This is a genomic window from Citrobacter sp. Cpo100 (assembly GCF_030332595.1).
Taxonomy (GTDB): Bacteria; Pseudomonadota; Gammaproteobacteria; order Enterobacterales; family Enterobacteriaceae; genus Citrobacter; species Citrobacter portucalensis.
Map to the genome: position 1 here is coordinate 140345 of NZ_JAOWHM010000037.1, position 25013 is coordinate 165357.

Sequence of the window (25013 nt, forward strand, 5' to 3'; positions counted from 1 at the left end):
CTTTATTGCAATAGCGGATACCCTGATGAGCGACATACCTTTCTGGCAAAGTAAAACCCTGGATGAAATGACCGATGCCGAGTGGGAGTCATTATGTGACGGGTGTGGTCAATGCTGCCTGCATAAGCTGATGGATGAAGATACCGACGAAATCTATTTTACTAACGTCGCGTGTAAGCAGCTCAATATCAAAACCTGTCAGTGCCGTAATTACGAACGCCGATTCGAGTACGAGCCTGACTGTATCAAACTGACGCGCGATAATCTGCCTACCTTTGAATGGCTGCCGATGACCTGTGCGTATCGTCTGCTAGCGGAAGGTAAAGGGCTGCCGGAGTGGCATCCACTGCTGACGGGATCAAAAGCGGCGATGCACGGTGAACGTATTTCAGTACGTCATATTGCGGTGAAAGAATCGGAAGTGCGTGACTGGCAGGATCATATTCTGAACAAACCTTCATGGGCGGACTAAGCCGCCCATCGATTAGCAGGCGTTAAGGCTTAAGACTTTTTCGCCTGATACATCTCATCGCCATGGTTGTCATCTTCAACCCAGAAATTGATGTTGAATTGCGCGTCGTCGCTTAATTCAACGCGATGCCAGTACTGCGGTGGACTGGTCGCAAACTGACCGGCATTAATCACCACTTTCACTTCAGGCTCTTTTGCGTCTTCATTGGCAAAGCCGTAATACGTTACCGTACCTTCCATCACACAAAGCTGTCCAAAAACGCCTGCTGCAGTGTTATGGTGAGAAAGCAGTGCTGCCGGGACGTTGTCTTTCGTGAAGAAGGGAGTAGAGCGTTTAACTTTCCAGTTTGCCGGGATGCGTAAATGGGACATAAGACATCTCCTTGGTGTGGCATCTATAAGATGTATTTAATATACATCTTATAGATGCCAGCAGGCAATGAATTTAAGGCAAAAAAAACGCTCCCGAAGGAGCGTCTCTGTTAGCGACCGAAGAGGTCACGTTTTTTCGGTTTGAACGGCTGTGCTATCACTACCAGCACGGCGACCACCAGGTAGGCGGCGAAGATCCCCAACAGCCACTGCGGCATTTCCAGGGTTAAAAAAGACCACTGGCGCTCAGCACAGTCACCGGACGCTAAAAACACCTGCGGCAGCCATTTGTCCAGCGGCAGCCAGCTTGGGAAGCGTGCGGCAAAATCACAGGTCATAAACGGGGATGGGTGCAGCTGAATCATGGTGTGCTCATACGCTAACTGAAGTCCGCGCCAGGCACTGTAAATCCAGATTATCATCGCCACATAGCGAAGCGGTGTTTTTGGTGCGATAGCACCCACCAGCCCTGCACCCATCACGCCAAATAATGCGCTACGTTCGTAAATACACAACACGCAAGGTTTTAGCAGCATGACGTGCTGGAACCACAGCGCGACGAGCTCCAGCGCAAAGGCGGTTAACGCCAACAATAACCATGCTCCACGACCTCGGGAGCACTGGTTTAAAAATCGCAACATAATCATTTCCCTGCAACATGCGTAGAGACCGCAGTTTAAACCAATTCACTTTATGCGCCACTAGCGGGAATTGAAAATTTGCGTAATCGGATATTTATCATGCAAAAAGTCAAACCGGGCAGTGATTTGCCCGGTTAATTGTTATGAAAGTGTAGCTAACCAGCCCGTTTGGGTCATCCACTCGGTCACCGGAACTAGCGTGAACTCGACGCAAAGCAGGCCGACGAGCGTCAGGACGAGAGTATAAGGCAGGGCCATCCACACCATGCGACCATAAGAGAGGCGAATCAACGGCGCCAGTGCAGAGGTCAGCAGGAACAGGAATGCAGCCTGGCCGTTTGGCGTGGCCACCGAAGGCAGGTTGGTCCCGGTATTGATCGCCACCGCCAACAGCTCAAATTGGTTAAGGCTGATGGTCCCATGTTCCATCGCGGCTTTGGCTTCATTGATATAAATCGTACCAACAAAAACGTTATCAGAGATCGAAGACAGCAGGCCGTTGAAGAGATAAAACAGCGTCAGTTGTGCATGTTCAGACGACTGCAAAACAAACTGAATAATCGGTGAAAAGAGCTGTTGATCGATAATCACCGCGACAATAGAGAAGAACACGGTCAGCAGCGCGGTGAAGGGTAGCGACTCGGTAAAGGCCTTACCTATCGCATGTTCGTCGGTTACGCCGGTCAACGAGGTTGCCAGAATGATGACCGACAAACCGATCAATCCGACTTCTGCCAGATGCAGGGCCAAAGCAACGACCAGCCAGACGCCAATAATCGCCTGGACAATCAGTTTGATTTTGTCCTGGCGGGTACGTTGTTGGCGGCTCTGATCGTCAAACTGTTGCAGGACATCACGGACGGTCTCCGGCAGCGTTTCGCCATAGCCAAACCAGCGCAATTTCTCGACCAGTACACAGGTTAACAGGCCGCAAATCAGTACCGGGACGGTAACTGGCGACATGCGCAGGAAGAAGTCGCCAAAATGCCAGCCAGCCGCTTTGGCAATAATCAGGTTTTGTGGCTCGCCCACCATGGTCATCACGCCGCCTAACGCCGTACCGACACCCGCGTGCATCATCAGGCTACGCAGAAAACCGCGGAACTGCTCAAGTACGACTTTATTGTGCTGATCGATATGGCTGTCATCAAGCATGTTGTTGTCTTCCGCGCGAGAAGAAGCAACGCGATGGTAGATACCATAAAACCCGACCGCAACGCTGATTACCACGGCAACGACGGTCAACGCATCGAGGAACGCAGAGAGGAAAGCGGCTGCAACACAAAAAGACAGTGACAGCAGCGTCTTGGAGCGAATAGTGAGCAGCAGACGCGTGAAAATAAACAGTAATAACTGCTTCATAAAGTAGATGCCTGCCACCATAAACATCAGCAGCAATAACACCTCAAGATTTGCGGCAACCTCTTCACGCACATGCGTGGCGCTGGTCATGCCAATAATGACAGCTTCGATAGCCAACAGCCCGCCTGGCAGCAGTGGGTAGCATTTTAACGCCATCGCCAGCGTGAAAATGAACTCGGCCACCAGCAACCAGCCGGCGATAAAAGGGTTGATGAAAAAAATAATCGGGTTAACGACTAAGAAGACAAGCAGTGCAAGTTTGTACCAGTCTGGTGATTGACCTAAAAAATTGCGCCACATAGCGCGGCCCCATGATAGCTCCATGGTGATTTCCCTACCTTTAAAAATGAAATCATGTTTTTATGTTTGACCGCAAAGCTTAGCGGGAGGAGGGAGTACAGGCAAGCTATTCACGAGACTGGCAAGGTTGGCTGTGCTGTAGCGTTATTTGGAAAATGAAGCCTTGATCCACTTTTTCTTCATTGCGTCAGCTATCAGCTAAGATACCCATCTGGTATGATGTGTGTAACTATGTTTTGCTGTGTAATGGAATTTTTACTATGGTCATTAAGGCGCAAAGCCCGGCTGGGTTCGCGGAAGAGTACATCATTGAAAGTATCTGGAATAACCGCTTCCCACCTGGCACTATTTTGCCCGCTGAACGTGAACTCTCCGAACTTATTGGGGTGACACGTACCACGCTACGCGAAGTATTGCAGCGGTTGGCGCGAGATGGCTGGTTGACCATTCAACACGGCAAACCGACGAAGGTGAATAACTTCTGGGAAACCTCCGGGCTGAATATTCTTGAAACGCTGGCGCGTCTCGATCACGAGAGTGTCCCGCAGTTGATTGATAATCTGCTGTCCGTGCGTACCAATATTTCGACGATCTTTGTTCGTACTGCGTTTCGCCAGCATCCTGATAAAGCACAGGAGGTTCTGGCGACGGCAAATCAGGTGGCCGACCACGCTGACGCATTTGCCGATCTGGACTATAACATTTTCCGCGGCCTGGCATTTGCCTCCGGCAATCCGATTTACGGTTTGATCCTCAACGGTATGAAAGGATTATATACCCGCATTGGTCGTCATTATTTTGCCAATCCGGAAGCGCGCGCGCTGGCGCTGAGCTTCTACCGTAAACTGTCAGAACTCTGCGAGCAGGGCGCTCATGAGCAAGTGTATGAAACGGTGCGTCGCTATGGTCACGACAGTGGCGAAATTTGGCATCGCATGCAAAAGAGCCTGCCGGGCGATTTGGCGATTCAGGGCCGTTAATTGATCAAAGCCGGATGGCGACGCCAAAGCGTCTTATCCGGCCTACAATACGTGCACTTCGTAGGCCGGATATGGTGTTTACACCGCCTCCGGTAATAAGATTTACAGACCGTTCATCCTTGGCGGGCAACGCTCCAACAGCTCCACGCTACCATCTTCATTCTGTTGCTCCAGCATCACGTCAAAACCCCAAAGCCGGTGTACGTGCTTGAGCACTTCTTTGCGTCCTTTATCCAGCGGTGCGCGATTATGCGGAATATAGCGTAAGGTGAGCGAACGGTCGCCACGCAGATCGACATTCCAGATTTGAATATTCGGCTCCAGGTTGCTGAGGTTGTATTGCGACGACAACCTGTTGCGGATCTCACGATATCCTTCCTCGTTATGAATCGCTGAAATCTCCAGATAGTTGTGACGATCGTCATCCAGCACGGTGAACAGACGGAAATCACGCATCACCTTTGGCGACAGGAACTGGCTGATAAAGCTCTCATCTTTGAAATCGCGCATCGCAAAATGCAGGGTTTCCAGCCAGTCAGAACCCGCTATGTCCGGGAACCAGTATTTGTCCTCCTCGGTCGGCGACTGACAAATACGTTTGATATCCTGGAACATGGCAAACCCCAGAGCGTACGGGTTTATCCCGCTATACCACGGGCTGTTGTAGGGCGGCTGAAATACCACATTGGTATGGCTATGCAGAAACTCCAGCATAAACCGTTCGGTGACTTTACCTTCATCATAAAGATGGTTCAGGATAGTGTAATGCCAGAAAGTGGCCCAGCCCTCGTTCATCACCTGCGTCTGTTTCTGCGGATAAAAATACTGGCTGACCTTGCGTACAATGCGCAACACTTCGCGTTGCCAGGACTCCAGCAGCGGGGCGTTCTTCTCCATGAAGTACAGCAGGTTCTCCTGTGGCTCAGAGGGATAACGCCGGGCTTCCGCCACGGTTTTCTCTTCCTCTTTCTTCGGCAGCGTGCGCCACAACATATTCACCTGGCTTTGCAGATACTCTTCACGGCTTTTCTGACGGGCTTTCTCTTCCTGTAGGGAGATTTTTTGCGGGCGTTTGTAACGGTCAACGCCGTAGTTCATCAGCGCATGGCAGGAGTCGAGCAGCTTTTCGACTTCATCCACGCCGTAACGCTCTTCACACTGGGTAATATAGTTTCGCGCGAAGATCAGGTAATCGACAATGGAACTGGCATCCGTCCAGCTTCGGAACAGGTAGTTGTTTTTGAAAAAGGAGTTGTGTCCGTAGCAGGCATGCGCCATCACCAGCGCCTGCATGGTGATGGTGTTCTCCTCCATCAGATACGCGATGCACGGATTGGAGTTGATAACGATCTCATAGGCCAGCCCCTGCTGACCATGCTTATACAAGCGCTCGGTTTCAATAAACTTTTTACCAAACGACCAGTGAGGATAGTTGATCGGCATCCCGACGCTGGAATAAGCGTCCATCATCTGTTCGGAGGTGATCACCTCGATTTGGTGCGGGTAGGTATCCAGTCTGTAGAGTTTCGCCACGCGGTCTATCTCTGCCAGATAGACATCCAGCAGATCAAACGTCCAGTCGGGTCCATCGCTTAACCGTGTGCTGTCCTTGTTCATGGAATCAATCGTAGCCATTCGCGCACCCTCATTGTTGGCGGCACTCTCTGTCTGGAGTACCTCATGTCAAGCATAGATCATGGTGTTAAAAAACGTGCTGCGGCAGAAATTTTTTCTTTGCGATTTCACGTTAGCGAGGCGTCGAAAAATGGCATGGCCGCAAAATTTTATGCTGGATAAAAATAACGCACAGCAGGAGATGCCAAAGCGGAGAGTCCCCAGCTATCACCGCTATATGTGAGGTAAGTCACCATAAAAAAGCCATATGTTGAATAATATTTTCAACTGAGTTATCAAGATGTAATTAGATGATTGTTCTTTTACTGTTAACGGAGTGGCTATGCGAGTTGTCATACTGGGAAGTGGTGTCGTTGGCGTGACCAGCGCCTGGTACTTAAGTCAGGCTGGACACGATGTCACCGTCATTGATCGTGAGCCCGGTCCGGCACTGGAAACCAGTGCGGCGAACGCGGGGCAAATCTCTCCAGGTTATGCAGCACCATGGGCGGCACCAGGCGTACCGCTAAAAGCAATTAAGTGGATGTTTCAGCGCCACGCTCCGCTGGCCGTCCGTCTTGACGGAACCCAGTTCCAGTTGAAATGGATGTGGCAGATGCTGCGCAACTGCGACACCAGCCACTATATGGAAAATAAAGGACGCATGGTGCGACTGGCGGAATACAGCCGTGATTGCCTGAAAGCGCTGCGCGCTTCTACCGGTATCGAGTACGAAGGGCGCCAGGGCGGAACCCTGCAACTTTTCCGTACCGCTCAACAGTATGAGAACGCTACCCGCGACATCGCCGTGCTCGAAGACGCTGGCGTGCCATATCAACTGCTGGAAGCAAACCGTCTGGCGGAAGTCGAACCCGCACTGGCAGAAGTAGCGCACAAACTGACCGGTGGTTTGCGTTTACCGAATGATGAAACCGGCGACTGCCAGCTGTTTACCCAGCGTCTGGCTCAGATGGCGGAGCAGGCGGGCGTTAAGTTTCGCTTTAACACCCCGGTCGATAAGCTGCTGAGCGATGGTGAGCAGATTTATGGCGTCCAGTGCGGCGAAGAGATAGTTAAAGCCGATGCCTATGTGATGGCGTTTGGTTCGTACTCCACGGCAATGCTGAAAGGGATCGTTGATATCCCGGTCTATCCGCTCAAAGGCTATTCGTTGACTATTCCGGTGGCGCAAGACGACGGTGCGCCGGTTTCTACTATCCTTGATGAAACCTACAAAATCGCTATTACCCGCTTTGACAATCGTATTCGCGTTGGCGGCATGGCGGAGATTGTCGGCTTTAATACAGAATTGCTACAACCTCGTCGTGAAACGCTGGAAATGGTCGTACGCGATCTCTTCCCGCGCGGCGGTCATGTGGAGCAGGCAACCTTCTGGACCGGACTGCGTCCGATGACGCCGGACGGAACGCCTGTGGTGGGGCGCACCCGCTTTAAGAATCTGCTGCTCAATACCGGCCACGGCACGCTGGGTTGGACCATGGCCTGCGGCTCCGGTCAGCTACTGAGCGATATCCTTTCTGGCCGCACGCCAGCCATACCTTATGACGATCTGAGCGTGGCGCGTTACAGTCCGGGGTTTACCCCATCTCGTCCACGGCATTTACATGGCGCACATAACTGATAAGGACGTGAGATGACCCGCCCGATACTGGCCAGCATTGACCTGCAGGCGTTGAAACAAAATCTGACCATTACCCGCCAGGCCGCACCGGACGCCCGCGTCTGGTCGGTGGTGAAAGCCAATGCGTATGGACACGGTATTGAACGCGTCTGGAATGCGCTGGGCACAACCGATGGTTTTGCCATGCTCAATCTTGAAGAGGCGATAACCCTACGCGAGCGCGGATGGAAAGGCCCGATACTCATGCTGGAGGGTTTTTTCCACGCCGAAGACCTGACGGTATATGACAATTATCGACTCACCACCTGTGTACACAGTAACTGGCAGCTAAAAGCATTGCAGAATGCGCGCCTGAAGGCGCCGCTCGATGTTTACCTGAAGGTGAACAGTGGTATGAACCGCCTTGGTTTTTTACCGGAAAGAGTTCCCACGGTCTGGCAACAGCTGCGGACGATGCCCAACGTCGGTGAAATGACGCTGATGTCACATTTTGCCGATGCAGAGCACCCGGAAGGTATCCAGGAGGCTATGACACGTATTGCGCAGGCAACTGAAGGGCTGGAGTGCAGACGATCGCTGTCGAATTCGGCAGCCACGCTGTGGCACCCTGAAGCGCATTATGACTGGGTTCGTCCGGGCATTATTTTGTATGGTGCGTCGCCTTCAGGACAATGGCGGGACATCGCTAACACCGGCCTGAAGCCAGTGATGACGCTGAGCAGTGAGATCATCGGCATACAGACGCTGAAAGCTGGCGATCGGGTGGGCTACGGTGGACGCTACACTGCCAGCGGCGAGCAGCGCATTGGCATTGTAGCGACCGGCTATGCAGACGGTTATCCACGCCATGCGCCAAGTGGTACTCCGGTGCTGGTGGACGGTGTACGTACCGGGACGGTGGGGACAGTCTCAATGGATATGTTGGCGGTAGATCTGACACCATGCCCGCAGGCAGGGATCGGGACGCCGGTAGAGCTGTGGGGCAAAGAGATTAAAATTGACGATGTGGCCACCGCCGCAGGTACGGTAGGCTACGAGTTAATGTGTTCTCTGGCGCTGCGCGTGCCAGTTGTGACGGTGTAACTTTATATAGCATTGCCTGATGCTGTTGCGTTTATCAGGCCTCCAGAGTCAGTGCATTTTGTAGGCCGGGTAAGGCGCAGCCGCCACCCGGCAAAACATCCGCTTTACTCATCCTCATCTTCAGCAACGCGAACACCGACCTTCAGCACCGCATTATCTTCCTTCTCGGCTACGGTCCAGATCATGCCAGCGAATTCCACCTGGTCACCGACGACCGGCGCGGCACCAAGCAGATGCTGGACAATTTCACCCAACGTTTGCTGCTTATCACGATACTCGGTGCCATCTTCCAGGCCATAAATCAGCGCCACATCGGCATATTTTGCGCTGGCTTCAAGAATAAAATCACCGAAGAAGCGCTGGTCTAACGACACAGGTGGCGACTGGCTGAACAGCTTGCCAAGAGCCGGGAGATCGCGCTCGCGGCCAATAACACACAATACGTCGCCTTCGCGAAGACGTGTGCTGCCGGAGGGGTGAAACAGCACGTTGTCACGAAACAGGGCGGCTATTCGCGTTTCTTCCGGCATATGCAGGTCGCGCAATGCGGCTCCTACGCACCACTTATCGGCGCTGAGCTGATAAACAAACTGCTCCCACGGGTTATCCGGATGAATATCCAGGCCAATGCGCGACACGGGCCAGCCAACAGGAGGGACCACCACTTTGGCTTTTTTAGCGGCCCATGAAAGAGAGGTTCCCTGGAACAGCAACGAGATCAGTACCACGAAGAAGGCGACGTTAAAGAACAGGCGTGCATTCTCCAGACCCGCCATCATTGGGAAGACGGCGAGGATGATGGGTACCGCACCGCGCAGACCCACCCAACTGATGAAAATGCGTTCGCGCAGATTGAAGCCGCGAAACGGCAGCAGTCCGGCGAAAACCGAAAGTGGGCGGGCAATGAAAATCATCCACGCAGACAAAATCAGCGCAGGAACCACGATAGGCAGCAGGTCGGACGGCGTAACCAGCAGTCCGAGCACCAGGAACATGGCGATTTGCGCCAGCCAGGCCAGACCGTCGAAGTTTTGCAGAATACCAAACCGGTTGCGAATAGGGCGATTACCCAGCAAGAAACCACACAGATAAACTGCCAGAATACCGCTGCCTTCCAGCGCAGTGGTCAGGGCAAAAATCAGGATCCCACCGCTTAACGCCAATAGCGGATACAGTCCGGCAGGCAGAGAAATGCGGTTAATCATCTGCTGGAGCATATATCCACCGCCCAGACCGATAACGATGCCTAAGCCAAACTGCTGGATAATGTGCACCGCGAACATCCAGCTTAAACCGGTTTCGTGGTTTTGGATCATGGCGATGAGCGTGATGGTCAAAAACACGGCCATCGGGTCATTACTGCCGGATTCAATTTCCAGCGTAGAGCCAACGCGTTCGTTAAGCCCCTTACCGCCAAGCAGGGAAAAGACCGCCGCGGCGTCGGTTGAACCAACAATCGCGCCAATCAGGAGTCCTTCGATAAGATCCAGATGAAACAGCCACGCGGCCATCATGCCAGTGAGTCCGGAAGTAATCAGCACACCGACCGTCGCCAACGATAGCGCCGGGCCTAACGCAACGCGAAAAGAGCTGGCCTGGGTGCGCATCCCGCCGTCGAGCAGGATAACTGCCAGTGCCAGGTTACTCACCATGTAGGCGAATGGATAGTTATCGAAAGGTATGCCGCCTATACCATCTACGCCCGCTAACATACCGATAGCGAGAAATATCACCAGGATAGGGATACCAAGACGTGATGAGAATGAACTGAGTAAGATACTGCAGGTGACGAGAACGGAACCCAAAATAAAAAGGCTAATAATTGCTGCGGCATCCAACGTTCGGTTACTCCTGAATTACGCTGTTTCGTATTAATAAACCCTACCATAATAACGACAGAAACAGCGTTTTGCTTAGCCCCATTAGCCGCTTTTTTTACGATTTTAGTACCGGATGCCCACTTAAGGTGAGCTGAGTGCCGTTTTTATCATTTTTCAGCACCGCATTGGCTCCCAAAGGCAGGGTGACAGTGCGTTGTTCATGGCCAAAATCGAGGCCGCAGATCAACGGTACTGACAATCTGGTGCGCAGAAAATCACAAACTGAATCAAGATTGTAACCGGCATCGTAATCATTGGGTGCGCTACCGCTAAAACTGCCGAGAATAATGGCGTTTTGCTGGGCCAATATTCCGGCGTGGTACAGCTGCAGCAGCATGCGCTCGACACGGAATGGATGCTCGTTAATGTCTTCCAGCACCAAAATGCCGTTTTTGATGGCCGGCATCCACGGTGTACCCATCAGCGAAATGATCATCGCCAGATTTCCGCCCCACAGTGTACCTTCAGTTGCGCACTGCGGACCGTCACCCTGCCATTCGAGGGTAAATTGGGCATTACGCAAAGCCTGCCAGAAATGGTGCTCGGTGAATGCGTTCATTTCTTCGGCGCCGAAGTTCGCCGCCAGCATCGGGCCGCTGAAGCTAATCACATTCCCCTGTGCCAGCAGACCACACTGGATCGCCGTAAAATCGCTGTGTCCGCACAGCAGCAGTGGATCTTGTTGCTGGCGGGCTGCCAGCCCCTGCCAGTCAATATCTTCCAGTAAACGGCTCGCGCCATAGCCGCCGCGTACCGCCATCACAATGGTATCGGGGGTTTTCAGATTAACGAGCGAGTTCACATCAGCAAGCCTTTCTGCCTCTGTCCCCGCAAAACGCTGGCAGCGGCGCGCAATGACCGCTGAATTGTCGACCTGATGACCGGCCTCAGTAAGACGCGCAAGCCCACGTAAGGCAGCCTGCTGATTGATACAGTAGCCCGATGGGGCAATTAAGTGAAACCGGGACATGGCATTTCCTTGCTACAACTAAAACCAAATGTATATCATGCCGCGTAGGTATGTCGTTGTCACCTCAGCGACAGGTTCCGGCTATAAGGATAGATGACGTGAAATTGAGATGGTTTGCTTTTTTGGTTGTATTACTTGCGGGCTGTAGTTCAAAACAGGATTACAAAAACCCGCCGTGGAATGCTGAAGTTCCGGTTAAACGCGCAATGCAATGGATGCCGATCAGTGAAAAAGCCGGTGCGGCCTGGGGTGTCAGTCCACAATTGATTACCGCTATTATCGCCATTGAATCAGGCGGAAATCCGAATGCGGTCAGTAAGTCCAATGCGATTGGTCTGATGCAGTTGAAAGCCTCAACTTCAGGACGCGATGTTTATCGCCGCATGGGCTGGAGCGGAGAGCCGTCGACCAGTGAGTTGAAAAACCCCGAGCGCAATATCTCGATGGGGGCCGCATACCTGAGTATTCTCGAAACCGGGCCGCTGGCCGGGATTGAAGATCCGCAGGTGATGCAGTACGCGCTGGTAGTCTCGTACGCCAACGGTGCGGGCGCACTGTTACGCACGTTCTCATCCGACAGGAAAAAAGCGATCAATAAAATCAACGACCTCAGCCCGGATGAATTTATTGAACATGTTGCGGACAATCATCCGGCGCCGCAGGCCCCGCGCTATATCTGGAAGCTTCAACAAGCGCTGGATGTGATGTAATTCAGGTGATGCTAATCGCGCACCTTGTTCGACTTTTCCCGGGCCTCGCGTTCAAGGGAAAAAATAATCCGCTGTAAGTTCCGCTCCACCGCCGGGCCGACGTTGAGAAAACGAAAGCTCAGGCGGGGAGTGGTAATGGTTTCGTTTTTCCCATCGATAACCTTGCGTTCGCTAATGGAAATAAGTTGGGCGTCAACGTGATACACCCCCCATTGCTCCATATTTAGTTCAACCTGCGAGAAGCGCATACCTTCTGCCAACCCCTCTGGTTTTGCCACTTCTAACAGCCCGCCCATGCCGCCGAGAGATAGATCGAATAAGCGAAAATGCAGAATGCTGTTGTCCGGCATTTTTGCCGTGCAGCGATAGGGAGGATGCAGCGGAGCGCCGATACGGAAATATTCCCGACGCTGCACAAACCACAGAGAAGGCGGCAAGGATGAAATAAACGCCGGCAGTTGCTGATACTCGCCTTTTTTCAGCTGTGGCAGGGTGAATTCTACTTTGGCTCCCTGCGTTTCGGCGATAATTGAGATCTGGCTGGCCCGCTGTACGGCCTGGTTTTCATATTCCTGGCTGCCAAAATCCATGATCAGTTCATCGGGACTGACGGTCAGAATTTTGCTGATGAACTGGCCGCCTGACCAGGAGATACGCAGTGGAACCTGCTGCGACTTTAAGTCCCGAAGTACACCTAACACCGCTAACGGATTTTGCTTCAGGAACTGCTCATTGTAGTTACTCACACCTAATGACTCCTGGATGCCTGGTTTGTCGTTGGGTTATCGGCATTAATCGACGGAACTTAATACAAATGGATGAAATTTTTTACCAAACCCAATGAATTAAGTCTGAGTGATAAAAGCATGTCGCGATGGCTTGCCTATACTTTAAGTGCTGGCGCAGGAACGTCTTGCGCGTGCGTTCACTGGAAAGAGGGCCTGAAAATGGGAATTATTGCCTGGATTATTTTTGGTCTGATTGCGGGGGTTATCGCCAAACTGATTATGCCGGGGCGTGATGGCGGTGGGTTTATCCTGACCTGTATTCTCGGTATTGTCGGTGCTGTGGTCGGTGGATGGTTGGCAACGATGTTTGGTATTGGCGGCGATGTCAGCGGATTTAATCTCCATAGCTTCCTGGTGGCCGTGGTCGGCGCGATTGTTGTGCTGGGTGTCTTCCGGCTTGTACGACGAGATTAATCGAACGGCCCCTGTGGGGGCCGTTTCTCTATATGTCTAAGTCAGAACTGGTACTCAATTCCCGCCCAGTAATTACGGCCTTCTTCGATAAATCCTTCGCTGTACACGTATTGTGTATCGAACAGGTTATTGACCGAAGCGTTGACGCTAAAACCGTGACCGATGGCGTAGTCGGCGCGTAAATGGGTAATGGCGAAACCTGCGGCTTTCTGAGAGCCGTCGCTATTGCTATAGCTCGATGAGCGGGCCTCTTCAGACAGCGTAATGCTCAGCGGATCCCACGGTTTCAGCGTCATCCAGGCGGTGAGGGTTTGTGTTGGCAAATCGGTTATTTTGCCGATGTCGCTGCGTTTGACGTCCGCATGAATCAGGCCATAGCTCAGCCCAACATCCAGCATATCAAAGACTTTACCTTTAACGCCTGCATCCAGACCGGTGTAATCCACTCGGCCGCTGTTCTGATTCTGGATGGTATCGGCATCAATATTGTGTGAAAGAATCGCATCGCTGATGCGGTTGTAATAGACGCTGGCTTCGAATCCCCAGTCTTTACCAAGTGAACCATTCCAGGTCAGATCCACGCTGCGGGCGCGTTCCGGTTTAAGCTGCGGATTGACCAGCGCCACCTGGTTATAGGCCGGTTTCGAGGTGGTGTAGCGCTCTTTCAACGTCGGGAAACGTGTTCTGTCAGAGTAGGACAGCGCTAATGTGTCTGAATTTTCAAAGTGATATTTGGTCATCATCTGCCAGTTGAAGGCCGACTGATTGTTGTCATCATAGTGGGTGACGCTGCCATTTTTCTCGTGCTTCATGCCTTCCAGACTGTCGCGCCAGTCATAGCTTATTCCCGCCACGACATCGACGTTATCCGCCGCTGCCCACTGGTATTCGCTGGCAACGGACCAGGTGCGGTCTTCGTAGCGATCGTAAGCCGCATTCGGAGCGCCTTTCTCGCGGTGAACATCATCTTTCCAGTTCACGGCGAAAGAGAGCTGGTCGTTTTCACGCATATCCGCAGCAAGTTGCAGGCCAGCGCCATCGCTATAGTCTGAATAATGACTGTAGTTGCCTTTCTTGTTTTTCAGATCGGCAAGTGAGTTGTACATCATCAGCGTATTTTCAAAGGTATCGCGATACAGACGGCTTTTTAGTGTGAAACGATCGCCCAGATGGGTGGTGCCCTGATAGTAGTAGCTCTCTTTATCATACTGTGGCCATTGCCAGTAGCGTGATTTCTGACTGCTGGTTCCAGCGTACGGCGGGTTATCTTTTTCACCGTCCTGATTAATATAGGTCAGCACATATTCGTCATTACCACGTGGGGTAAAGCCCAGCTTCACGATGCCGCGTTTGTCATCGGCGGAGGAGTTAATCATCTTGCCGTTGCTGCCCGCAATAGGATTGTCCACGCCGTGCGGTAAGCCTAGGAAATCCTGCTTCAACTGACTGCCGCTGAGCTGGATGTAGCCGAGATCGTTGCTGGCGCCAAATGAAGCGTGCATATCGTGGGCATTGTCTTTGCTACGACTCCAGCCCTGGCGATAGCCAATGCTGCCTTCAATCGGTTTGGTGGGTTTTTGGGTGGTGATATTGATGGCGCCGCCCATCTGGTTCGGCCCTTGTAACAGCGACGAGTAGCCTTTGGAGACTTCAACCGAAGCGATATCGGAGGTCAGAAAACGGCCTAAATCGAGGTTGCCATCATAGGGGATGTATACCGGCACGCCGTCAAAATAGACGGGAACCTGACGGCTGTCAAAACCGCGGACTTTCACCTGCTGTTCATTGCGGTTGCCTGACTTTTGCAGCACGACGCCGGGGACAACGCTCAGTGCCTGCGCCACGTTTTGCTTATCCAGTTGCTGCATCGTTTCCTGGCCGAGAACCGTAGTGGTTGCGGCGGAGGCCGGACTTGACCAGACGGTCATGGTTTCGCTTTCCTGCCCAGCAAAAGCACTGTGCGCGAAAGCAAACGACAGGGCTGTGTAAAGACAACTTTTGTTGAAATTCATTATTTTTAGTCCATTTATTAATGTTATATGCCACGTGCGTCCGGGCTCAGGCTAACTTTGATATCCGCGGGCGGAGCGTAGTAAGGCGCGGAAGTGATGAAAAGTCTGATGCCACAGTCGAGATAACTCGCCAGCGAGGCGAGGGTAATGCCGCCAGTCAGCGCCAGCGTGCAATGGGGGGCCAGAGAAGGGGCCTGGCGGACAATTTCTGTTGCTTGCTCAGGGGTAAATTTGTCGAGTTGCAGGACATCGGGCGCGGCGCGTAGCGCGGCTAATGCCTCATCTGGCGTATCTGCTTCAACCACAATCTTTTTTTCTGGCGCATGGCGGCGTAAGCGCGCAATCGCGCCTGTCCAGTCGTTTGGATTGGTAAGAAAATGGCGGTGATTAGCAAACAGCAGTACCGTTTCGGCGCATCCTCCGCGATGGATAATGCCTCCCGCGGCGAGTATTGCCTGAGTCGCCAACAAACGCGTGCCGGGAATGGCTTTGCGGGTGCAGGCAATCTGCCCATCAGGATAGCGTTGGCGCAGTTGGCTCAACATGCTCTCAAGATAGCCTGAAACCCCGCAGCTCCACTCCAGGACATTTTGTACCGCTTTCCAACCCTGGTGTAGCGCCGCCGCATTCCCATGTGCGCGAATCAATCGCTGTCCTGCACTTACCTGTTCACCATCGGCCACCATGTCGCTGACGGTCAGCCCTAATGAGGTGAGCATTTGTCTGGCAACGGCGGTGCCGCTAACGCATCCGCCCTGGCGATGGTAAAACGCCATAACGCCCGGCTGTGCGCCGATCCCCAACGCGCGGGTAGTCAGATCGCCGCCCTGAATATCTTCCAGCAGCAGCGCGTCGGTTTGCGCCTGCGAAAAGTAGATCATCGCAGCGCCTCCCGCGGCACGCTGTCCCACCAGATAAGCGCCCAGTCACGGCTGGCGGGGGCAATCGTGCGTGGATCCTGCTGTTGATACCAGGTTTCCAGACGTTCGACCTCGTCGGCGCTCAGTTCACCCATACTCCAGCGCACGTTTTCCAGAAAACGCGTCCAGGTGCTGTTGTCCTGCTGGCAGTTGGGTCCGCGGATAAAATCAACATGCGCGTGGATCCCCATCTGATACAGGACATTAAGCGCATAGATATAGTTGGGAAGCTCAATCACTTCGCGGCCCAGTGCACGCTGAATGGTGGGGGAAACGAAAGATGAACTGACGAGATGAGTGGTGTAAACCCGCAGTCGGGCCTGATTATTCAGTTTGGTCATCGCCTGGCGCATATCGGCAACCAGCGTAGAGCGCGAGGCGACGGCGATATCGCACTGGGGTAAATCATCCCAGTGTTCCTCCCAGGCCCGCTGCACCCACTGCACGTGACGGGCGTTCATTTGCGCAGCGCGGCGGGCAGCTACGCTAAGCATGCCCTGGCTGTAATCTACGCCGTAAATTATTGGCATCTTTTTAGCCAGCGCCAGCGAGACGGTACCGGGACCGCAACCCATGTCAAACAGCGACTCCGCCCCTTTCAGGTCGATTTTCCCCAGCAGTTGCAGCAGATAGCTGTCGGTTAATGAGGCGCAATTTTCCGCCATTTTTTCCGCACGTTTATCCCAGTGCTCCGGCTTTTTCTCGGTTCTGTTCGCCAGCTGTAACTGTTTACGGTAAAGATCGGCAAAATCAATGTCGTCAATGAGCATTATTATTCCTTAGTTATGTGAGCCAAAGAGATGGTGAGCGATTTGTGACGGTGTAACGCGATACAGTTCCGCCAGACGATCGGCAGCAAGCTGATGTTCAGGAAGCCCCTGCGACACTTCACCGTTCGGTTCAACGCGTACCACGCTGTCGGCGATTGCCCGGGCGTGCAACGGATGATGCGTCGACATTAGCAGGGCCATACCTGAATTTTTCAGCGTCACCAGCGTGTCGAGCAGACGGATCTGATGCCCAAAATCCAGGCTGGAAGCGGGTTCATCCAGCAACAAAAGACGCGGACGCTGCGCCAGCGCGCGGGCAATTAACACCAGTTGCCGCTCTCCGCCGCTCAGCATGTTCCAGCGTCGGGGCGCCAGGTGAGAGATGCCCAGCATCGTCATCTGCTGGTGCGCATTTTCACGCTCTTTAGCGCCGGGAACCGCAAATGCCGCCAATTGCGGGGCCAGCCCCATCATCACCATGTCCAGCGCAGTGAAGGCAAACGCGCCGTCATGTGCCTGAGGAACCCAGGCGATAGCGGCGGCGCGTTGCCGATCGCTGAGATGATTTATAGCGACGCCATCAAGCAGAATGTCACCGTGAAGCGGCGAAAGAACGCCGAGAATGGTGCGCATCAGGGTGGTTTTTCCACTGCCGTTGGCCCCAATCAGACAACAGACGGAGCCGGGCGAAACCTGAAATGAGACATCGCGTAACACGGGCTGGTGACTGTGGTATCCCAACGACGCATGGCGAACGGTCAGAAGCGTCATGGGCGATTTCCCCGTAGCAAAAGCAGCAAAAAGAACGGTGCGCCAATAAATGCCGTCAGGATCCCCAGCGGGATTTCTGTGCTGCTCAGCGTGCGGGCAAGAGTATCGGTGAGCAGCAGCAAAATGGCGCCGATCCCCATGGAAACTGGCAGCAACTGCTGGTGGTTATTGCCACTGAGGAGTCTGCCGATGTGCGGTACAACCAGCCCAATCCAGCCGATAATGCCCGCGATGGCAACGGTACAGGCGGTGATTAACGTTGCGCAGACGATCAGTCCCAGTCGCAATCGGGAGACGTTGATCCCAAGCGATCGTGCTTCATCATCCGACAGGGTGAGCAGGTTCATGCGCCAGCGCAGCAGCAATAGCGGGACCAGTCCTGCGAAGATCAGCGGTGCCGAGAACCACAGATCGTGCGGCGTGATCGTCGATAAACCGCCAAGCAGCCAGAAAGTGATAGAGGGGAGTTGGGTATACGGGTCGGCCAGCGTTTTGATGAGTGAAATTCCCGCGCCGCATACCGTGCCCAGCGCAATCCCGACCAGCACCAGCGTTAACACCGGGTCGTGACGCTTGACTCGCCGGGTAATCAACCAGACACCGGCGACCACGAATAAACCGCCCGTGAACGCATACAGCTGAATGAACAGGATCGGTAAACCTAACAGGATTGCTAAACAGGCACCTAAACCCGCACCCGCCGCCACGCCGAGAATATCCGGCGAGACCAGCGGGTTGCGGAACATGCCCTGATAGGTGGTTCCTGCGCCCGCCAGCGCCGCGCCGAGCAGCAATGCAGCCAGTATGCGTGGCAGGCGGATTTGCCAGAAGACGATTTTGTCCTGCATTGGAACGCCATCTGCACCGGCCACGAGATTCAAAACCTGTTGTGCATCCAGGCGATACGCGCCTGATACCGCGGCGACGCTCGCGCAAAGCACTACCGCAGCAATCATCAGAAAACCGAGGGTTGATGTTTTCATCAGACTGCCACCAACCTTTGATACTGTGCGTCGCTTAGCGTGGTGTGCCAGAACAATTCACTGTAGTTCTGCATATCGGTTTTAAAGCTCGCTTCAACCTGTGGATCAAGCCAGGCGTGCAGGCGGCGTAACCCCAGTAAACGGTTGATGCCAGGAGGTGCATCCAGCCAGCCAAACGGCAGACCGCTGAGAAACAGAATGCGCCGGTCAGCAACCGCTTTGACCCCTTGCCAGACCGGATCTTCTCGTAGGAACTGCGCTGTCACTGCATCCTGCACCAGGATAATATCCGGCTGCCAGCTGAGCAGATTTTCCATTGAGACCTGTGTGAGCCCCTGTCGTCCGGGGATGTGCGCCACATTGTGCAACCCCAGTAGTTCTGCTGCTTCGGTATGCAGAGAACCTTGTAAACCAGTCTCCAGTCCTCTGGCACCGCGCGCGGCATAAAAACGCAGATTCGCCGCGGGTGAATGCGAGAAAGCTATTGCATCATCGATAAATCGACGGGCCAGCGCGGCCTGCATTGCGGTTCGCGAGACGACGCCCAATACTTCACCGACTGCGCGTAACTGTTCTGGGGTATGGCGCAATTCGCCGTTAATCAGCAGCCAGGGAATGTGTGTTTGTGTGCTCACTTGTCTGGCCTGAGAAAGCCAGGTTTCATCGGCATTACCGCAGTCAATAACCAGGTCAGGTTTAAGCGCCAGGAGTGCTTCAAGCGAGAGCGTGCTGGCGCGCCCCGCCAGCCTGCCGAGTTTCGGCAAAGTCCGAATGTTATCGTTAAACGGGATGGCGGTCTGGCGAGAGAAATCAAAGGAGGAAAGCCCCACCAGTTTTTCCGGTGCGACGGCCAGCAGCAGCATGTCAGCAGGCGCGCCCGCGCTGACCACGCGTTGGGTCGTTTCTGGCTTCGGAGAGTCTCCAATGGCCACAGTCAGCGAGGTTTGAGCAAACGCGGGAAGATGGCGTAGCAGCAGTGCAGATGCCACGAGTTGGGCAAACATCCGTCTTGTCAGTGGCATTATTGTTATCCTGAAGGTTACAAAATCGCTATATATTTACATATACAGCGAATAAAAACATGTTCAGAATCAATTTCTCACGGATGAAAACCCTGGATACCCCATAAGGGCTAGAGGCCATAGAGACAGCTGGAAGGGGGAAATATAAGAAAGAAAAATCCGCGACGAAGCGCGGATTCAGGAAGTAAAACGGCTCAGGCTATGATGTTATGGCGTCGGTTGAGTCTGTTTTTTAGACTCGACTGGCGCAGTACTTGCCGGGGTAGGTCGTGATGCGGGTACGTTGTCACAGGGCTTTTCTTTGGCGCAAATCAGGTCGAGCATTTTCAGCGTTACGCCGTTGGTCCAGCCGAAACCATCCTGCAACGGATACTCACCGCCGCCACCGCCGGTTCCAGTGGTGCTCACGTCATACTTCTCAACCAGCTTTTTCTCGCGATCGTAGGTGTGTTGAACATTGGTGAGGAATCGCCAGGTCACGTCCATGGCGACAGTATCCTGACCGTAATTCTGTAACCCGGATGCTGCTACCCACTGGAGCGGGGCCCAGCCATTGGGGGCATCCCACTGCTGGCCGCTTTTCACCGACGTGGTAGCAAGGCCGCCCGGTTGCAGCAGATGTGCCTGGGTGGCCGTGGCGACTTTACTGGCGCGATCTTTTGCCGCTGCATTGACATATAGCGGGAACAGGGCGGCAGCCGTGAGCTGGTTGCGTACTTTGTGGCTTTTCAGATCGTAGTCGGCATACCAGCCTTCTTTGTCGTTCCACAGGTACTTCTCGATCCCTTTTTGTCGGGTATTAGCGAAGCCATCGTACTGCGCCGCTTTGGCATCATCACCAGCAGCCTTGCTGGCGAGGGAGATCATTTTTTCCATTTTGTACATCAGCGCATTGAGATCGACCGGAACGATGCTGGTGGTGCGCAGAGTGCCCAACTGATTAGGATTGTCCATCCAGCGGGAACTAAAATCCCAGCCGGACGCGGCAGCTGAACGCAGGTCGCGGTAGATTTCTGTGGCCGGGCGGTTCGGGTTGCTTTTAGCGGTGGCGATATCCTCTACCCACGACTCTGGCCGAGGCGAATCGCGCTCATCCCAGTAGCGGTTCAAAATGGTGCCGTCATCCAGTTTAACTACGCGCTTATTTTGCTGACCGGGCTGGAGTGTTTCGACGCCTTCCATCCAGTAGCTGTACTCTTTGAGCATCTGTGGGAGGTATTTTTTCAGCGCGTCATTCCCGTCGTGCTGCGCCAGTAGTTCAACCATAAAGGCAAAGAACGGCGGTTGCGAACGACTCAGGTAGTAGGTGCGGTTGCCGTTAGGAATGTGTCCCCAGGAATCAATCTCGTAAGCGAAGTTTGCCACCATGTCCGAGACCTTATCCCAGTGATTGCTCTCGGCAAGCCCCAGCATGGTGAAATAGCTGTCCCAATAATATATTTCGCGAAAACGCCCGCCAGGTACCACATACGGTTCCGGGAGCGGCAGCAGCGAATCCCATTTTTCAGCGTCGGTTGTCGAACGGGTGAGTACCGGCCACAGGCCATCGATATGTTCGCGTAATGATTGCCCAGCCGGGGGCACGTATTTCTCGCCGTCTTTCGGCAAGGTGAAATTCACTTGCACAAAATGGCGTAAGTCGAATCCGGACTGGTTTTTCTGCATCCGGTAATCGGCAAGGATCATTAATGGATCGCTGTTTGGCACCGCGTCCGCAAAGGTTTTCTGGTCAGGAAACAGTTTGGCTGTTTGTACATCGTTAAACAGGGGGCCAAGCAGAATATCAGGCGGAGCAGGCGTAGCGGCTGGTGCGTCCTCGGCGTTGACGGTAAAAGAGGAAAGGGCAAAAAAGGTGCTTGCGAGCGTCAGTTTTATTGCAACAGAGAGCAGGCCAGGATGGCGAGTTGCTGGCGTTATCATCGGTTAATCTCCTTAGCGGCGTGCCGAAGTAGCGGCATTTACCATGAGAAAACCTTAGTTCAGGAATGACCGTTTCGCGTGATCGGCTCCCCATTTTGCGAATAAACAGACATTTCCCGACGCGAATAGAGAAGAAGCACACCCTTTGTTGGAAAGGGTGTGCTTCGGTATCAGTTTGCGCGGGTTATCCGCTGTGTGACACAGTCAATGGTCAGAGTATCGCCCATCTTGATGCTATCGAGAGCCGCGCCTTGCTGACACATCCAGCACAGACCCATTTCACGAGCGATAATCGCCGGATGCGAGGCTTCGCTGCCGTCCCGCAGGCAGATACCTTTGATGGTCTTCGGATCGAGTTGCAGTACCGTAGACGGATAAATGACATCAGCGACCAGGATAGTGGGGCGCAAGAACGCGGGAATTTGTGCGCTCTCTCCCGTCAAATGCTGCAGTGAACGGGACAGCAAATCTTCAATATCAATGTATCGCGCCTGCAGATAAGGATCATCGAGCTGTAAATACTGCTGGCTGAGATCGCTCAGCACCTGATGCCAGGCCCAGGCGGCGCTGCACTGCTTTTCGCGCATTACATCGCAGGCCATTTCAAACAGTTCAGGATCGTCCAACAGCGTGTGGTGACCGGAGAAGATGGCAGCGATATCTGCGGAATATCGTTCTTCAGCAAGTGCGGTGAGTTCGCTCAGATCGTTCAGCGTACTTTGGATGGCGGTCTGTAATCGCTGCTGCTCAGCCTGGAGTGATGCGGCTGGCTGCGGGTTTACCTCGGGTGAGAACGGCGTGTAACAGAATGCCGTCCCCGTGACTTTTGAGGGAGCCTGAGTTGCCTTGTTATCAGCATTAGCGGACTCGAGCGATTCACCAAAATTCTCCGCTGCCAGCTGTTTAAATGCGGCCAGCGCATCCTCTGCCTGTTCGCCTTTGGCAATCAGGCGCAGCGTGTCATTACAGCGTACCTGCAGCAGAGCTATCTGATTCAGGCTATCAGGAACCACACACTTGCCGTTTTTCTCCAGCCACATGTCGGCGTTAAAACCAGACAACGCGGAAACCAGCCGCGAAGCCGGGCGAACGTGGATGCCGTTAGGGTTTTTCACCACAATGGCAACAGAACGGGCATCTGCATCGGGAGACAGTGCAGCAGATGCGGGTTTCGCTGCGGATGGCGAAGGTAAACCCAGTTGCTCACATTTGGCGTCGAGGGCGTTCATGGCATCACGGATGACCCGATCGATATCAGCACCCGCGGCGGCGCTAACCGTCGCGGCCAGTGTGCCTTCAACCAGTGGTGCTGCGCACAAACGCACTTTGGCGGCAATGCCAGGGTCGAGCAGTTCCAGCGCGGTTTCCGCACTCAGTAATGCACTACCGATATCCATCATCACCAGCACGTGGTCCGTATCGGCCACGGACTCGATGGCTTCCATCACCTTGATCGGATCGGTGCCAATCGGATTCTCAGGATCATCAATGCCTGCGGCAATGGCGATTTTGCAATCACCGCCCATTAACATCTGCCGGGCCAGCGCACCGACGCCTTCGCCCAGTTGGGCGCTGTGAGAAACAATAACCAGGTTTACCATCGCTTTATCCTTACTCTCTGGACGCCTGAGCTAGCATTTGCATCATAAACATGACCGACGTTGCGCCGGGATCCTGATGCCCAATACTGCGCTCACCAAGATAGCTGGCACGGCCTTTGCGAGCCTGCATGGTGATGGTGCTTTGTGCTGCGGCTTCCGCTTGCTGGCTTGCCGCTTCCAGCGCTGCTTGTACACTCAGTTTCTGCTCGCAGGACTGGCGTAAGGACTCGACTACTGGCAGCCAGACGTCGCACATGGTTTTGTCGCCAGGTTCAGCCTTACCGCGGCTAATCACACCTTCTGCGCCATCACGCATCATTTGATACAGCTCTTCAAGCGTCAGGCTTTGATGAGCCTGAGTCACCTGAGCGGCGCGAATAAAAAAGGTGCCAAACAGCGGTCCACTGGCCCCGCCGACGCTTGAGAGCAGCACCATACCGGTGTTTTTCAAAATAAAGCCGATGTCTTTGTCTGCGATGGACGGCAGCTTTTCAACGACTTTGCTGAAACCACGATGCATGTTCAGACCGTGGTCGGCATCGCCGATCTCTCGGTCAAGTCCGGTGAGAAAATCACTTTCTGTGGTGAAGATCTCGCCGCAACGATAGAGCCAGTTAACAATTTGCGTTCTGTTGAGGGACATCATGAATCTCCTTATTTACCCCAGTTGAGGGCAGGGGTGTGAACCGGTGCATCCCATAATCTCAGCGTTTCGTCATCTACCTGTAACAGGGTGATCGAGAAACCGGTCATATCCAGAGAGGTACAGTAAGAACCGATCAGGTTGCGCTCAATGACGATGCCTGCATCCTGACAACGGCTTTCCAGGCGGTTATACACGCCGAAGAGTTCAGACAACGGCGTCGCACCGAGATTATTGACCAGCGCAATAACGCGATCGCCACTTTGTAACGCACGCTTGCTTTCTTTACCTTCCTGCCACGCGCCCTGGACGTTGTCCCAGTGGCGGAGTGTACGGCTGTAGTTACCGTTTTCCAGCAGGGTATCGAACATTTCATCAACGGTCTGATCGAGAGAGGTGAAGGGGCGACGGTCAATGCCGGGTTCCCCGTGGATACCTACGCCAAACTCCATTTCGTTATCCTGCAGCGTGAACGACGGTTGTCCAGCGGCTGGAACGGTACAGGCGCCAATGGCTATGCCAATGGAGTGGCCCTGGTTATTCAGCTTACGGCCCAACGCCGCACAGGCTTCCAGCGAATCACCGCGTTCGGCGGCCGCGCCGACCAGTTTTTCGATCAATACGGTATTCGCCACACCACGTCGACCGGCGGTATACAAACTGTCTTTCACCGCCACGTCGTCATCCACCACCATGGTGGTGACTTTGACACCGCTTTCATGCAGCAGCTCGGTGGCGGTTTCGAAATTAAGAATGTCGCCGGTGTAATTTTTGATTATCAGCAGCACGCCTTCGCCACCGTCAATTTGCATGGCGCATTCGAACATTTTATCCGGCGTGGGTGAGGTAAAAATCTCACCTGGACAGGCGCCAGAGAGCATGCCCTGACCAATGTAGCCGCAGTGCATAGGTTCGTGTCCGCTGCCGCCACCGGAAAGCAGAGCCACTTTGCCCATCACCGGCGCATCTGCGCGGGTGACATATACAGGATCCTGATGCAGTGCCAGGGAAGGATACGCTTTCGCCAGTCCGGCGAGTTGTTCATTCAGTACGTCTTCAACACGGTTGATCAATTTTTTCATTATTTATGCTCCGCAGACAGTCCTGGATGGCTGCCAAATTCGGGCAGGCATCTGATGTAGGG

General features: G+C 53.7%; 23 protein-coding genes. 6 read left to right on the forward strand and 17 right to left on the reverse strand.

The genetic code is table 11. From position 1 onward, the window contains the following. Positions 1 to 25: 25 nt before the first annotated feature. Complete coding sequence (gene ycgN / locus OGX96_RS16255; protein ID WP_003020944.1) at positions 26 to 472, forward strand: cysteine cluster protein YcgN; 447 nt, start codon at positions 26 to 28, stop codon at positions 470 to 472. A 29-nt stretch (positions 473 to 501) separates the two neighbouring features. Here ycgN and OGX96_RS16260 read toward each other — a convergent pair whose 3' ends face one another. The 3 genes from OGX96_RS16260 to nhaB form a co-directional block, all read right to left on the reverse strand. After that, positions 502 to 843, reverse strand: coding sequence for a TehB family protein (locus OGX96_RS16260; protein WP_003020940.1), 342 nt, complete (start codon positions 841 to 843; stop codon positions 502 to 504). Between the two features lie 110 nt (positions 844 to 953). Continuing rightward, positions 954 to 1484 carry a disulfide bond formation protein DsbB gene (gene dsbB, locus OGX96_RS16265; RefSeq protein ID WP_003844060.1) on the reverse strand — a complete coding sequence of 177 codons (531 nt, stop codon included), beginning with the start codon at positions 1482 to 1484 and terminating at the stop codon, positions 954 to 956. A gap of 141 nt (positions 1485 to 1625) precedes the next feature. Beyond that, positions 1626 to 3170 carry a Na(+)/H(+) antiporter NhaB gene (gene nhaB / locus OGX96_RS16270; RefSeq protein WP_008785014.1) on the reverse strand — a complete coding sequence of 515 codons (1545 nt, stop codon included), beginning with the start codon at positions 3168 to 3170 and terminating at the stop codon, positions 1626 to 1628. Positions 3171 to 3406: 236 nt separating this feature from the next. Between nhaB and fadR the strand changes: the two genes are divergently transcribed. Beyond that, positions 3407 to 4126 carry a fatty acid metabolism transcriptional regulator FadR gene (gene fadR, locus OGX96_RS16275; protein ID WP_003833559.1) on the forward strand — a complete coding sequence of 240 codons (720 nt, stop codon included), beginning with the start codon at positions 3407 to 3409 and terminating at the stop codon, positions 4124 to 4126. A gap of 102 nt (positions 4127 to 4228) precedes the next feature. Here fadR and OGX96_RS16280 read toward each other — a convergent pair whose 3' ends face one another. After that, positions 4229 to 5761, reverse strand: a complete 1533-nt coding sequence (locus OGX96_RS16280) for a SpoVR family protein (protein ID WP_003833557.1) — start codon at positions 5759 to 5761, stop codon at positions 4229 to 4231. Positions 5762 to 6083: 322 nt separating this feature from the next. On the opposite strand from OGX96_RS16280, the gene OGX96_RS16285 reads away from it, so the two are divergent. Beyond that, positions 6084 to 7382 (forward strand): D-amino acid dehydrogenase, encoded by a 1299-nt coding sequence (locus tag OGX96_RS16285; protein WP_003833553.1) that lies wholly within the window; start codon positions 6084 to 6086, stop codon positions 7380 to 7382. Between the two features lie 12 nt (positions 7383 to 7394). Next, the gene (gene dadX / locus OGX96_RS16290; RefSeq protein ID WP_060682084.1) at positions 7395 to 8465 is read left to right on the forward strand and encodes a catabolic alanine racemase DadX; all 1071 of its coding nucleotides are present in this window, start codon (positions 7395 to 7397) and stop codon (positions 8463 to 8465) included. 104 nt (positions 8466 to 8569) lie between these two features. Here dadX and OGX96_RS16295 read toward each other — a convergent pair whose 3' ends face one another. Next, positions 8570 to 10303 carry a potassium/proton antiporter gene (locus tag OGX96_RS16295; protein WP_008785011.1) on the reverse strand — a complete coding sequence of 578 codons (1734 nt, stop codon included), beginning with the start codon at positions 10301 to 10303 and terminating at the stop codon, positions 8570 to 8572. A 97-nt stretch (positions 10304 to 10400) separates the two neighbouring features. After that, positions 10401 to 11315, reverse strand: coding sequence for a muramoyltetrapeptide carboxypeptidase (gene ldcA, locus OGX96_RS16300; protein WP_286583618.1), 915 nt, complete (start codon positions 11313 to 11315; stop codon positions 10401 to 10403). 98 nt (positions 11316 to 11413) lie between these two features. Between ldcA and emtA the strand changes: the two genes are divergently transcribed. Next, positions 11414 to 12025: a membrane-bound lytic murein transglycosylase EmtA gene (gene emtA, locus OGX96_RS16305; RefSeq protein WP_016153365.1), complete on the forward strand. Its 612-nt coding sequence runs from the start codon at positions 11414 to 11416 to the stop codon at positions 12023 to 12025. An 11-nt stretch (positions 12026 to 12036) separates the two neighbouring features. Here emtA and ycgR read toward each other — a convergent pair whose 3' ends face one another. Beyond that, positions 12037 to 12771 (reverse strand): flagellar brake protein YcgR, encoded by a 735-nt coding sequence (gene ycgR / locus OGX96_RS16310; RefSeq protein WP_048235228.1) that lies wholly within the window; start codon positions 12769 to 12771, stop codon positions 12037 to 12039. A 201-nt stretch (positions 12772 to 12972) separates the two neighbouring features. On the opposite strand from ycgR, the gene OGX96_RS16315 reads away from it, so the two are divergent. Then, positions 12973 to 13227 (forward strand): GlsB/YeaQ/YmgE family stress response membrane protein, encoded by a 255-nt coding sequence (locus OGX96_RS16315; protein ID WP_048212573.1) that lies wholly within the window; start codon positions 12973 to 12975, stop codon positions 13225 to 13227. A 41-nt stretch (positions 13228 to 13268) separates the two neighbouring features. Here the strand turns inward: OGX96_RS16315 and OGX96_RS16320 are convergent, their stop codons facing one another. From OGX96_RS16320 to dhaK, 10 genes are all read right to left on the reverse strand, one after another. Next, positions 13269 to 15239 (reverse strand): TonB-dependent receptor plug domain-containing protein, encoded by a 1971-nt coding sequence (locus OGX96_RS16320; RefSeq protein WP_137377345.1) that lies wholly within the window; start codon positions 15237 to 15239, stop codon positions 13269 to 13271. Between the two features lie 23 nt (positions 15240 to 15262). Next, positions 15263 to 16120, reverse strand: coding sequence for a ModD protein (gene modD / locus OGX96_RS16325; RefSeq protein WP_235127373.1), 858 nt, complete (start codon positions 16118 to 16120; stop codon positions 15263 to 15265). Further along, positions 16117 to 16929 carry a class I SAM-dependent methyltransferase gene (locus OGX96_RS16330; RefSeq protein ID WP_032943738.1) on the reverse strand — a complete coding sequence of 271 codons (813 nt, stop codon included), beginning with the start codon at positions 16927 to 16929 and terminating at the stop codon, positions 16117 to 16119. Before OGX96_RS16330 ends, modD begins: the two co-directional genes overlap by 4 nt. Positions 16930 to 16938: 9 nt before the next feature. Further along, complete coding sequence (locus OGX96_RS16335) at positions 16939 to 17700, reverse strand: ABC transporter ATP-binding protein (RefSeq protein WP_286583622.1); 762 nt, start codon at positions 17698 to 17700, stop codon at positions 16939 to 16941. Continuing rightward, positions 17697 to 18656, reverse strand: coding sequence for a FecCD family ABC transporter permease (locus tag OGX96_RS16340; RefSeq protein WP_502872655.1), 960 nt, complete (start codon positions 18654 to 18656; stop codon positions 17697 to 17699). Before OGX96_RS16340 ends, OGX96_RS16335 begins: the two co-directional genes overlap by 4 nt. A gap of 26 nt (positions 18657 to 18682) precedes the next feature. Then, a complete protein-coding gene (locus tag OGX96_RS16345) occupies positions 18683 to 19705 on the reverse strand; it encodes an ABC transporter substrate-binding protein (protein ID WP_286583626.1) in 1023 nt (340 codons plus the stop codon). A 207-nt stretch (positions 19706 to 19912) separates the two neighbouring features. Beyond that, positions 19913 to 21625, reverse strand: a complete 1713-nt coding sequence (locus OGX96_RS16350) for an alpha,alpha-trehalase (protein ID WP_286583629.1) — start codon at positions 21623 to 21625, stop codon at positions 19913 to 19915. 170 nt (positions 21626 to 21795) lie between these two features. Then, entirely contained in the window at positions 21796 to 23226 is a 1431-nt protein-coding gene (gene dhaM, locus OGX96_RS16355; RefSeq protein WP_286583630.1) for a dihydroxyacetone kinase phosphoryl donor subunit DhaM, read from the reverse strand. Between the two features lie 10 nt (positions 23227 to 23236). Beyond that, positions 23237 to 23869: a dihydroxyacetone kinase subunit DhaL gene (gene dhaL, locus OGX96_RS16360; RefSeq protein WP_020996617.1), complete on the reverse strand. Its 633-nt coding sequence runs from the start codon at positions 23867 to 23869 to the stop codon at positions 23237 to 23239. A gap of 11 nt (positions 23870 to 23880) precedes the next feature. Then, positions 23881 to 24951, reverse strand: a complete 1071-nt coding sequence (dhaK, locus tag OGX96_RS16365) for a dihydroxyacetone kinase subunit DhaK (protein WP_137377342.1) — start codon at positions 24949 to 24951, stop codon at positions 23881 to 23883. Positions 24952 to 25013: the final 62 nt, after the last annotated feature.